Genomic DNA, 11,849 nt, shown 5'->3' on the forward strand with positions numbered 1-11,849 from the left:
CGCCTCACGGGTTTCGCTGCCTGGAGCTTCGCCGCCAACTGCGCCCGGGCCTCGCAGGGCGGCTCGGGTCAGGGACCCGTGGGCGGGCTATGCTGGGAAAACCCGCCACAGCACTGCACGGCACGGGCATGGCAGCGAGGACCTAGGTCATTGGTCGCGGAAGGAAACGGCACATGGCGCGAGCGACAGTCCAGGACGTCGCCAAAACGGCTGGAGTGTCCGTCGGGACCGTCTCCCGTGTTCTGAACGGAAGTCCGGCCGTCAGCGCGGCGAGCAAGGAAAAGGTCACGGGCGCCATCCGCCAGCTCAACTACCGGCCCCTTGCCTCTGCCCGCGACCTGCGCCGCGACCGGACCATGCGCATCCTGGCGCTCGCCAAGAACCTCAACTCCCCCGTGATCAGTGAGGCCTTCCGGGGATTCGGTGACGCAGCGGCCTTGTCCGGCTATGTCAGCCTGATTGCACCCACCTCGGGGGACCTCGAACGCGAACAGCAGCTGGTGGACATGCTGCGCAACGGCTCGGTGGATGGCCTGATCATGTTTTCGCCCACCATGCCGGATGCAGAGGTTGAAGCGCTGGCGGAGCAGTTGAGCGTTGTCCAGGTCTGCGAAATCGTTGATTCCGAAGCGGCATTTGGTGTTTCCATCGATGACCGCCAGGCCGCCTTCGACATCACCCGGCACCTCATCGAGTCGGGAAGCCGCCGCCTGGCGATGATCGGCAACAGGCTGGCCCGCTCCGGCCGGCTGCGCGAGGAAGGCTTCCGGGAAGCGGCCGCCCAAGCGGGTTTGTCGCCGGAACATCTGCTCCTGGCCGAGGGCGAGTTCGACTTCCACGCCGGGCGCCGCCTCGCCAGGGACCTCCTGCAGCTGGACCCGCTGCCGGATGCCGTTTTCTGCGGCAGCGATACGGTGGCGGCCGGGTGCGTCCGGGAAATCACGGACGCCGGCCTGCGGGTTCCGGAGGACGTCGCCGTGGCGGGTTTTGACGACTCCATCCAGGCGGAAATGTGCGTTCCAGAGTTGACCACCATCCGGCAGCCCGCCTATGAGATGGGCCGGGTGGCCTTTGAGGCACTTTTCGCCCGCATGACAGAACCGGGCGGGCACCGCCGCGGGCGCACGTTCCTTCCGCACAAACTCGTGGTCCGCGACTCCACCAGGAACTAGCGCCAGGGGTTGACAGCCGCAACGGATGGCTGCCAGACTTTTGGAATCGATTCCAAAGCTTCAAGAGTGCCACAACACCCCGCACGTTGGAATCGATTCCAATTCCTGCCCCACTCTCCCAGCAAACACGTAAGGAAGCATCTTTTGAACCACGAGCAGCAGTCGTCAACGCAGCCCGCAGCTCTCCCGAACGGAGCACGGGCGCAGGATTTGCGGGTGGGCGTCGTCGGCATCGGTTGGGCCGGCCAGCAGCACCTGAAGGCCTATGAGGCACTGGACGGCGTCAGCATCGTTTCGCTGGCGGGGATGGAGCAGGAACTCCGCGAGTCCCTGCAGGCCGAATACTCCATTCCGAGTGCGTTCGCGGACTGGAAAGACATGCTGGACCACGGCGGCCTGGATGCGATCAGCGTCGCAGTGCCCACCTTCCTGCACGCACCCATCGCGGTCGCAGCCCTGGAGCGCGGAATTCATGTGCTGAGCGAGAAGCCCATCGCACGGAACGCCGTCGAAGGCCAGGCCATGGTGGACGCGGCCCGTAAGGCCGGGCGTGTCCTGGACGTCGCCTTCAACCACCGCCGCCGCGGCGATATACAGGCACTCAAGGGTGTCATCGACGAGGGCGGCCTGGGCCGCCCGTACTACGCGAAGGCATCCTGGCTGCGCCGTTCCGGCATCCCCACGCTGGGCAGCTGGTTCACTAATCCCGAACTCGCCGGCGGCGGGCCGTTGGCGGACATCGGCGTCCACGCCCTCGACTACGCCCTGCACTTGCTGGGCGAACCGAAGGTGGTGGCCGTATCCGCCGCCACCCACTCCGAGCTGGGCCCGCAGGGGCGCGGCGGCGGGAACGAGTACTCTGCCCTCGCCTCCAGCCACGCTTTCGACGTCGAAGACTTCGCCTCCGCGTTCCTTCGGCTTGAGGGCGGCGGAACCCTCCTGGTCGAAGCAAGCTGGGCCACCTACCGGGAATCGGACGACCTCCTGGACTTCACGGTTTACGGCACCGATGGCGGAGCCGAACTCAAGGTGCAGGGCGCACCTTTCCCGACCGTCGGACAGCTTCGGGTGTTTACGGACAAGGACGGCGAATCGGCAGACTATGTCCCGCCGGTGCTGCCGGGCCGCGCCCACGACGGAGTGGTGGAAGACTTCATCACGGCAGTGCGGGGCGGCGAGGCAGTCTGGGGTGAGCATGATGGCTCCCTGGCGCTCTACCGTGCACAGATCATCGACGCGTGCTACCAGTCCGCGCTGGAGCAGAGGGAGGTTCGTCTCTAATGAACGGCAAGCTAAGGATCCGGGTGTGGAACGAAGGCGTCCACGAGGCCATCAACGAGCCGTCCCATATCGGCGAGATCTACCCTGACGGCATCCACGGCGCCATCGCCGCGGGCCTTCGCCCCTACTACCCGGACGCGGAAATCACGACGGCGGTCTTAGCCACCGACGACGAGCACGGCCTGGACGAGGAGGTGCTCGCCGAGACGGACGTCCTGCTCTGGTGGGGACACATGGCCCACCACGAGGTGAGCGACGCCGTCGTCGAACGCGTCCACCGGCACGTGCTGGGCGGTATGGGGCTGATCGTGCTCCACTCGGGGCACTTCGCGAAGGTCTTCACCAAACTGCTGGGCACCAGCTGCTCCCTCGCCTGGCGGAACGACGGCGAGCGCGAGCTTGTGTGGACCGTGAAGCCCTCGCACCCCATCGCCGAAGGTGTGGACAGCCCCATCGTTATCCCCGAGCAGGAGATGTACGGCGAACTGTTCGATATCCCGGACCCGGACGACCTGATCTTCATCAGCTCCTTCGCCGGCGGCGAGGTGTTCCGCTCCGGCGTCACGTTCACCCGCGGCAAGGGGCGGATCTTCTACTTCAGCCCGGGCGACCAGGAATACCCGGTCTACCACCACCCGCAGATCCAGCGGGTCCTGGCCAACGGCGTGAGCTGGGCAGCCCAGCCCGGGCTGCACCGTTCGGCCCCGGAGGTCACCAACCCGCAAAGGGAATGGTTCGAGAACGCTTAGCATTCACGATGCCGACCACAATGCTGCGGTTTCTCCCATAGCCCGTCCGGCCGCCAGCGGGTACAAATGAGAGATGACTACCCCAGCGCTGGTGCTAGGCCCCATGATGCGGTACGTGGACGAGACGTCGGCGAGTATCTGGGTGGAAACCCGTGATACTGCCCTGGTCAAGGTCAAGACCGGCGCCGGGGAGTGGGCAGTCCCCACGTTCGCAGTGCACGGCCACCACTATGCGCTGGTGGAAGTGGAGGGCCTCGGGCCGGGAACGGTGACGCCCTACACCGTGGAGATCAACGGGACACACGTCTGGCCGGCGCCGGAACAGCGCGGGGTGGATGGCTCAAACCCCGACGGCCAATTCCCGCCGCCGGTCATTGCCACCCTCAACCCCGGCAAGCCCCTGCGTTTGGCCTACGGTTCCTGCCGCACCAGCGTCCCGCATGATGCGGCAGGAAACCGGAGCCACGGGGTGGACTCCTTAAGGGCCTATGCGCTGAACATGATCTCCGGCAGCAGCGAGCCGTGGCCGGATCTGGTGGCCTTCCTGGGGGACCAGGTCTACGCCGATTCCACCAGCAAGCAGATGCAGGAGTTCATTAAGGCCCGCCGGGACATCAAGGCACCGCCCGGCGAGGAGCTGAAGGACTACGAAGAATACGCGCACCTCTATTACCTTGCCTGGTCGGACCCGGCCAACAGGTGGCTGCTGTCCACCCTGCCCAGCGCCATGATCTTCGACGACCATGACATCCGGGACGACTGGAACGCCTCACGGTCCTGGCGCGAGGCAATGCAGGATGTTCCCTGGTGGCGGGGCCGGATCAAGGCCGGGTTGGCGTCCTACTGGGTGTACCAGCACCTGGGCAACCTGTCGCCGCAGGAACGGGCCGCGGATATCGTGTGGCAGAAAGTCGCCGCGCACCGGGGCGCGCAGGAGCTCGACCTCAGCGACGAGCTGGACAGCCTCGCGGAACGGGCCAACAGGGACCCTGAGTCCTACCGGTGGAGCTACAGCCGGGATTTCGGGGATACCCGGCTGATCGTGGTGGATTCCCGCGCCGCCAGGAACCTGGAACCGGACCGCCGCGCCCTCCTGGACGACGTCGAAATGGCCTGGCTGGACGAGCGGATGCAGGGCGGCTTCCGCCATGTCCTTGTGGCGACCTCCCTGCCGTTCCTGCTGCCGATGGGGTTGCACCACCTGGAATCGTGGGACGAAGCCATCTCGGAAGGAGCCTGGGGAAAGCCGGCGGCGCGGGCCGGTGAAAAGCTGCGCCAGGCGGCGGACCTGGAGCATTGGGCCGCGTTCCAGAAGAGCTTCCGGCAGGTGGCGGCAATGACGGTTGAGGTGGCCGACGGCAGGCGGGGGCCGGCCCCGGAAACCATTACCTTCCTGTCCGGCGACGTGCACTTCTCCTACGTCTCCGAGGTGGAGCGGTCCTCTGGAAGCCGCATCATCCAGGCAGTATGCTCGCCCATCCGCAATCCCCTGCCGCGCGTGATGCGCTCCTTCGGGGCGCTCATGTCCTACGGCCTGGCCGCACCGGTCGGCGCGGCTGTGGCGCGTTCAGCAAAAGTCCAGGACCCGCCGTTCCGCTGGTCCGGCATCAATGGTCCCTGGTTCGACAACAACCTTGCCTGCCTTGAAGTGGTGCCAGAGGGGCTGAGGCTGTGGTGGCAGAGAGGGGTGGTGGACGGCGGCGATCACCTGCACCCACGGCTGGAACGTGTGGCGGAGATGACCGTCGCCCGCCGCAAAACCGGCGAGCCGGCGAGGGAACGGCTCTAGACGCTGCTCACGCTGGATCCGGCTGCCGCCGAAGCCGCGCCACCAGCGTGGCGGCGAGCATCGCCGTCGTCATTTCCAGCCCGATGACCAGCAGCAGGCGGGCAGCCCCGGACGTGTCAGGGACGTACGACGACGGTCCCCCGCCATGCGCGTGTCCGGCACCTGCCATTCCCAGCAGCAATGCCGCATGCAAAGCGGCCATCAGCACGGCCGTGACGGTCACCTGATGGAGCGCGCCCACCCGGCTGTGCCGCCACACGTGCACGGTGCAGGGCAGGCAGACTGCCGCCATCGCCACCATCAGGACGCCAAGCCACACACCATGCTGGCCGGCGGCCGCCAGCCACACATGCACCAGGCAGGAGACAGCGGTGGCCACGGCACACACGCGGGGATGCAGGACGGGCCCGCAGGCGCGGGCCTGTTCCGCCGTCGTCGTCATGTCCCGGATCCCGCTGCCGGCACTAGTGGCAAGAGCCACCGCCATTGCCCTCGCTGTGGCAGGACCCTGAGGCCGGTTTGTTCGGGTTTGCCGGCACGTCCAGGACGGGGCTGCGGTCAAAAAAGCCTTCGGGGCGGAGCTTGAAGCCCACCGTGTCCACGGGCATGATGGGCCAGTCCTCGACGCGCGGGAAGTGGGTCAGGCCGAAGGTGTGCCACACCACGATGTCCTGGCCGTCGATGTCCCGGTCCTGCGCCACGTAGGCGGGCAACCCTGCGCCGCCGGCATGCTGGTTCACGAAGTCGCCCGTGGGGTACCGCTCGTCCTCGGCGTAGCGGGTGACCCAGAGATCCTTGGTGGCGAAGGCGGCACGCGCGGCAATGGAGGACCCGGGGTCGGCCAGCAGGGTGGGCTGGTTCTCCGAGTGGAGTTTGTAGCCCACGGGCTCGCCCAGCCGGTTGCGGGACTCCGGGTTGGAGATGATCCAGGTCCGGCCGGCGCGGGCGTCGGCTTCCCGGACAGCCTCGGTTTCGCGCGCCAGCACGGTGCGCTTGCGGGAGAACGCGTTGCCGCGTTCGTTGCCGGGACCCATGGCCTGGCGGACCACGTCCTCCTCCTCCACGCGGTTGGTGAAGCCGTCAATGGCCATGTGCAGGCGGGCGCTGAACAGGTGCTGGTGAAAGGGGGCGCCCAGGCCGGGTGCCAACTGCGAGATGTTATCCGAGCCGCCCTCGGGGAAGGCGGATGTGAAGACGATGCCGGTGGCCTTGGCCTCGAATTCGATGGTGCCGTCCAGGTAGAGGTACCAGTAGAAGCCGTAGTCGTAGTTGCCGATGGTGGTGAAGAAGGAGATCACCAGGCGGCGGTTGCGGCGGGTGTAGTTGACGCCGGACCACAGGTCGGAGTGCTTGGACAGGATGCCCCAGTCCTCCTCGTGCATGCAGATGCCGTTGCGGATCTCGCGCGGGTTGCCGAAGGCGTCGCTGATCACCGGGCTGAGGTACGTGATGTCGCCCAGGCAGTCACAGCCCAGCTCCAGGGAGTTCGCGTACTGGCCCACCAGGTATTCGCCCGTGTCGAAATAGTTCTGCCAGGACCGGATGGGCGAGGGGTCCCCGTAGGGAACCACCATTTCCGCAATGGAGGCGCGGTTGATGATGGGGCGCTTCTTGTCGCCGTCCCGGAAGGCGAGGTTGTGCAGGACCACGCCTTCCCGGACGTCGAAGCCCACGTCAACACTCCACTTCTCCCACTCCACATGGTTTCCGCCCGAAACGGTGAAGCTGGGGCCTTCCGGCTGCGTGATGCTGATGGGCTTCTGCGTGGTGCGGAGCGGGCCGGTCAGTTCCGGATCCGTGTAGTTGCCGTGCTCGGCCGGCACCTGCATTGCACCGAGGTCCAGCACCTGGGTGACTTCCTTGTTGACCACGTCAACATAGGCCACCAGCCCGTCCACGGGATGGGCCCAGGCGCTGTCCTCCGGGAATTCCTGGACAAACGCCAGGCCGCGCAAAATCCGGCGGCCCTTTTCCTCGGTGTACTCGAACGAGCCGGCGGAGAGCGGGGCAACCCGGACTTTTTTGACGTCCAGGTCCCGGTCCCCCAGCGCTTTGAGCCAGCGCTCATCTTCGGCCAGGAGCGCCTCGACGACTTCGAACTCCTCCTCCAGGACCGGGAGTTCTCCGGTCACCGCAGTGTCAAGCACGACGGCGGACACCACCTTGTGCTGCGTCAAAGAGACGACGATGTCGCTGGGGGCACCGCCCGAGACGTCGTGGAGGAAGATGCGGAAGCGCCGGTCAACAGTATGTGCCGCGGCTCCCCGGGGTGGTTCCACCAGTCCCAGGTAGGCGATGCGGTGGTGCGGCTCGAGGTGGCCTTCAGACTGCAGGATGGACCGGACCTCGGAAATTTCGTCGCCGGTGGCCAGTTGGAAGGCTGATGTGGCGTGGGTTGGAGCAAGTGTCATGGGGAACCTTTGTCCTGACCCTTTCGGGTCTGCGGATTTATTTTCTATAGTTGTAGAGAATAAACGTCCGTAACATGGCTCACAAGAGTCTGAGCGAAAATATTTCCGGGGAGTGGCCGCGGTGCCGAAGATAGTTGACCATGACGAGCGGCGCCTGGAACTGGTGGACGCCACCTGGCGCATCATCGCCCGGCAGGGCCTGGAGGGGGCAACCATGCGGGAGATCGCCATGGAAGCGGGCTTCGCAAACGGGGCACTCAAGCCCTACTTCCCCACCAAGGACACGCTCCTGGAATTCGCGTTCGGCCATGTCTTCAACCGCACCAACCAGCGGATCGCGGACGTCACCCGGGGCAAGTCAGGGCTGCCCGCCCTGCGGGCCTTCTGCCGCGAAGTACTCCCGCTCGACGAGGAGCGCATCAACGAAGCGCGGATCGTCATCCCGTTCTGGCAGAAGGCGGTCAACGACCCCCAGAAGGCAGACATCCATCAGCAGTCCATGAGCGAGTGGCTGGCCACCATCCGGCGCTACCTGGCAGAGGCGAGGGACAGCGGAGACGTCCGGGCCGCCGTCGACGATTCCGTCCTGGCCGGCCAGCTCCTGAACATGCTGCTCGGCGCGCAGATTGCCGCAGCACTCGGCAACGGCACACCCAATCCCGGGCTCGAGGACCAGCTCGAGGGATTCCTGGCCCTGCTATGACCATCCCGCCCGTCATCGACACCCCGGACATCCTGGTGGACCTCGACATCCTGGACCGGAACATTGCCAGGATGGCTGAAACCGTCCTGGCAAAAGGCCTCACCCTTCGCCCGCACGCCAAAACGCACAAGATCCCGGAGATCGCCGCCCGCCAACTGGCAGCCGGGGCCGCCGGACTCACGGTGGCAACCATCGGCGAGGCTGAAGTCTTCGCAGCCGCCGGGGTGACCGACCTCTTCATCGCCTACCCCTTGTGGGTCTCGCCGGGGAAGGCCAAACGGCTCCGGCGCCTGGCGGACACAGTGACGGTCGCCGTCGGCGTGGACTCGGCGGAAGGCGCAGCAATGCTCGGGGCGGGGCTCGGCCCGGCAGCCGGAAACGTCAGCGTGCTGGTGGAAATCGACAGCGGCCATCACCGCAGCGGCGTCCGCCCGCAGGCAGCGGCGGACGTGGCAAAAGCAGCGTCCGCCGCCGGCCTTGAAGTCGCGGGAGTGTTCACCTTCCCCGGGCACAGCTACGCGCCCGGCATGCCGGTGGAAGCAGCGGCCCAGGAGCAGGAGGCGCTCAGGCAGGCTTCGGGTGCGCTGGCCGCCGCCGGACACAACGCAACCGTGCGAAGCGGTGGATCCACGCCCACCGCACTGCTGACCGAAAACTCGGTGGCAACGGAGGTGCGCCCGGGCGTCTACGTGTTCGGCGACGCCCAGCAGCTTGAGCTTGGCCGGTGCGGCGTGGAGGACATCGCGCTGACGGTGGCGGCGACGGTGGTGAGCCGCCATGCAAGCACCCCCGGCACCCCGGAACGCTTCATCATCGATGCCGGAAGCAAGATCCTGGGCAGCGACCGGCCGGCCTGGGCCACCGGATATGGCCGCCTCATCGATCACCCGGAGGCCCGGATCACCGCCCTCTCGGAGCACCATGCCACGGTCGAGTGGCACGGCCCGAGAAACAGGCCGGCCCTGGGCGACCGGCTGCGGGTCATCCCGAACCACGTCTGCCTGGCCATCAACCTCGTGGACGACGTCGCCGTCACCAGCGGCGGGCAGCTCGTGCACCGGTGGACGGTGGCGGCCCGCGGCAGGAACGCGTAGTACCTCCACTCTTTTTTCGCCAACCGTTGAAAAAAGATCCTGCGGACCGTAACCTGATGGGACTGTGTTGCAGGACACAGCTCCCGGGGAACATCAGATGGCCAGCCGTCGTCAGGAACATCCATGCCAGCACCAGCCCGGCCTGCGGTACATCCCGCCAGCCAAAGCCTTACGTCCAGCGTTGCCACGTCCTTTGACCACTGGAAGCACCTGGTGGCCGAGTCCTTCGTACCCCTCACGGCACGGACGGCAGACGTGAACGGGTTCCGCGGACAGCTGCGCGCAAGGGTGCTGGACCGCATGTCCATTGTCGAAGTCACGGCCACCTCGCACGAGGTCCACCGCACCCCGGCCCTGATCGCCCAGGCCCATGAGCGCTACTTCAAGCTCAACCTGCAGCTGGAGGGCACCGGGCTGCTCATCCAGGACAACCGCGAGGCCGTCCTCCGGCCCGGCGACCTGGCCATCTACGACACCAACAGGCCCTACACCCTGACGTTCGCGGAGCAGGCGCGGATGATGGTGGTGATGTTCCCCTGCGACGCACTGTCCCTGCCCACCGACTTCGTGGGCCAGCTCGCTGCCGTGAGGATGGCCGGCAGCACCGGCCTCAGCGGAATTGTGGGACAGTTCATCCGCCAGCTGTCCGAGAACCTGGACGTCCTGGATGGCCCCAGCGGTTCGCGGCTGGCAGCCAACGCCCTGGACCTGGTGTCCACCATGCTGCACGCCGAAATGGACATGACGCCGGACCGGATGAAGCCGCAGGCGCTCCTGGCAGTGTCCGTGCGTGAATACATCGAGGCCAACCTGGCCGATCCCCTGCTGTCCCCCGCCAGCATCGCCGCCGCGCACTTCATCTCCACGCGCCACCTGCACAACGTGTTCCACGAGTCCGGGACAACGGTGGCCAGCTGGATCCGGAGCCAGCGGCTGGACGGCGCCCGCCGCGACCTGCGCGACCCGCTGCACGCCGCACAGCCCGTGGGTGCCGTCGCGGCCCGCTGGGGCTTCCTGGACGCGGCGCATTTCAGCCGCACGTTCCGCGATGCCTTCGGCGCCTCCCCAAGCGACTGGCGCCGGGGCGCCTAAAAACCTTTCAACGCGGGGTCACTTTTCGCCCACTTTCGAGAGTTTATTGGGCCGGGAGTGACCCCGCGTTGGTGTAGACGTGACTGCCCCGGAGCCGATACCGCTAGATGAGCCCCTGGGCCAGCATGGCGTCTGCCACCTTCACGAAGCCGCCGATGTTGGCGCCGAGGACGTAGTTGCCGGGGTCGCCGTACTCGTCAGCTGTGGACGCGCACCGGTGGTGGATTCCCACCATAATCTCCGTCAGCCGTTCTTCGGTGTGCTCGAAGGACCAGGAGTCCCGGCTGGCGTTCTGCTGCATTTCCAGGGCGGACGTTGCAACGCCGCCCGCATTGGCTGCCTTGCCCGGACCGAACAGCACGCCCGCCTCCTGGAACACCGCGACGGCTTCACGGGTGGACGGCATGTTGGCGCCCTCGCCCACCGCAACGAGCCCGCCGCGCACCAGCCTCGCGGCAGCACCGCCGTCGAGCTCGTTCTGCGTGGCGCACGGCAGCGCCACCGCCGCGTCAACGTCCCACACGGAACCGCCCTCCACGTAGGAGACGCCGGCCCGGCGGGCAGCGTATTCCTTGAGCCGTGCGCGCTCCACCTCCTTCACCTGGCGCAGGAGCCCGACGTCGATGCCCGCCTCATCCACGATGTAGCCGGAGGAGTCGGAGCAGGCCACCACGGTGGCGCCGAGAGCCTGGGCCTTGGCGAGGGCGTTGATGGCAACGTTGCCGGAGCCGGACACCACCACGCGCTTGCCGTCAAAGGACGTTCCGCGGGTCTTCAGCATTTCCTGGGTAAAGATGACGGTCCCAAAGCCGGTGGCTTCGGGCCTGACAAGGGAGCCGCCCCACGAGATGCCCTTGCCGGTCAGCACGCCTGATTCGTACCTGTTGGTGATGCGCTTGTACTGGCCGAAGAGATACCCGATTTCCCGTCCGCCCACTCCGATATCGCCGGCCGGGACGTCGGTGTATTCGCCGATATGCCGGTACAGCTCGGTCATGAAGGACTGGCAGAAGCGCATGACTTCGGCATCGCTGCGGCCGCGCGGGTCGAAGTCGGAGCCGCCCTTGCCGCCGCCGATGGGCATGCCGGTGAGGGCATTTTTGAAAATCTGCTCGAAGCCAAGGAACTTGACGATTCCCAGGTTGACGGACGGGTGGAACCGCAGGCCTCCCTTGTACGGGCCCAAAGCCGAATTGAATTCCACCCGGAAGCCGCGGTTGATCTGCACCCGCCCGGCGTCGTCCGTCCACGGCACGCGGAAGATGATCTGGCGCTCGGGCTCACAGAGCCGCTCCAGGATGGCGGCTTCGAGGAATTCGGGGTGCCTGTCGTGGACGGGGCCGAGGCTTTCGAAGACTTCGACCACCGCCTGGTGGAACTCCGCTTCGCCGGGGTTCCGTGCCAGGACCGTATCCCTGATGGCCTCAAGCCGTGAATCCATGGTTTTCCTCACCTCTGCGCGAACAAGGAACAGCCATAGGTCTGCCTGGCCGCTCTAAAGTTGAGCCTTCAAGCTATCCGATTAAGACCGGCGATCAGTAGGCGGAGCGTTATTTGT

10 protein-coding genes are annotated in these 11,849 nt (G+C 66.5%); 7 read left to right on the forward strand and 3 right to left on the reverse strand.

What is annotated here, in order from left to right; translation table 11 throughout:
* Positions 1–173: 173 nt before the first annotated feature.
* The 4 genes from ACZ9BC_RS10440 (at position 174) to ACZ9BC_RS10455 (ending at position 4,991) form a co-directional block, all read left to right on the forward strand.
* Positions 174–1,172, forward strand: a complete 999-nt coding sequence (locus tag ACZ9BC_RS10440) for a LacI family DNA-binding transcriptional regulator (RefSeq protein ID WP_476245865.1) — start codon at positions 174–176, stop codon at positions 1,170–1,172.
* Positions 1,173–1,382: 210 nt separating this feature from the next.
* Positions 1,383–2,453 (forward strand): Gfo/Idh/MocA family protein, encoded by a 1,071-nt coding sequence (locus ACZ9BC_RS10445; protein WP_476245993.1) that lies wholly within the window; start codon positions 1,383–1,385, stop codon positions 2,451–2,453.
* A complete protein-coding gene (locus ACZ9BC_RS10450; RefSeq protein ID WP_476245866.1) occupies positions 2,453–3,202 on the forward strand; it encodes a ThuA domain-containing protein in 750 nt (249 codons plus the stop codon). The genes ACZ9BC_RS10445 and ACZ9BC_RS10450 overlap by 1 nt, the downstream gene beginning before the upstream one ends.
* 73 nt (positions 3,203–3,275) lie before the next feature.
* Entirely contained in the window at positions 3,276–4,991 is a 1,716-nt protein-coding gene (locus ACZ9BC_RS10455) for an alkaline phosphatase D family protein (RefSeq protein WP_476245867.1), read from the forward strand.
* Between the two features lie 7 nt (positions 4,992–4,998).
* Here the strand turns inward: ACZ9BC_RS10455 and ACZ9BC_RS10460 are convergent, their stop codons facing one another.
* Together ACZ9BC_RS10460 and ACZ9BC_RS10465 are read right to left on the reverse strand one after the other, a co-directional pair.
* Positions 4,999–5,433: a hypothetical protein gene (locus ACZ9BC_RS10460; RefSeq protein WP_476245994.1), complete on the reverse strand. Its 435-nt coding sequence runs from the start codon at positions 5,431–5,433 to the stop codon at positions 4,999–5,001.
* A 22-nt stretch (positions 5,434–5,455) separates the two neighbouring features.
* Positions 5,456–7,402 (reverse strand): primary-amine oxidase, encoded by a 1,947-nt coding sequence (locus tag ACZ9BC_RS10465; protein ID WP_476245868.1) that lies wholly within the window; start codon positions 7,400–7,402, stop codon positions 5,456–5,458.
* A 121-nt stretch (positions 7,403–7,523) separates the two neighbouring features.
* On the opposite strand from ACZ9BC_RS10465, the gene ACZ9BC_RS10470 reads away from it, so the two are divergent.
* The 3 genes from ACZ9BC_RS10470 (at position 7,524) to ACZ9BC_RS10480 (ending at position 10,291) form a co-directional block, all read left to right on the forward strand.
* Entirely contained in the window at positions 7,524–8,105 is a 582-nt protein-coding gene (locus tag ACZ9BC_RS10470) for a TetR/AcrR family transcriptional regulator (RefSeq protein WP_476245869.1), read from the forward strand.
* Positions 8,102–9,199 (forward strand): alanine racemase, encoded by a 1,098-nt coding sequence (locus tag ACZ9BC_RS10475; RefSeq protein ID WP_476245870.1) that lies wholly within the window; start codon positions 8,102–8,104, stop codon positions 9,197–9,199. Before ACZ9BC_RS10470 ends, ACZ9BC_RS10475 begins: the two co-directional genes overlap by 4 nt.
* A gap of 123 nt (positions 9,200–9,322) precedes the next feature.
* Positions 9,323–10,291, forward strand: coding sequence for an AraC-like ligand-binding domain-containing protein (locus ACZ9BC_RS10480; protein ID WP_476245871.1), 969 nt, complete (start codon positions 9,323–9,325; stop codon positions 10,289–10,291).
* A gap of 103 nt (positions 10,292–10,394) precedes the next feature.
* Here ACZ9BC_RS10480 and gdhA read toward each other — a convergent pair whose 3' ends face one another.
* Positions 10,395–11,732 (reverse strand): NADP-specific glutamate dehydrogenase, encoded by a 1,338-nt coding sequence (gdhA, locus tag ACZ9BC_RS10485; protein WP_476245872.1) that lies wholly within the window; start codon positions 11,730–11,732, stop codon positions 10,395–10,397.
* Positions 11,733–11,849: the final 117 nt, after the last annotated feature.

The sequence above is a fragment of the Pseudarthrobacter sp. TE3704 genome, assembly GCF_056279405.1.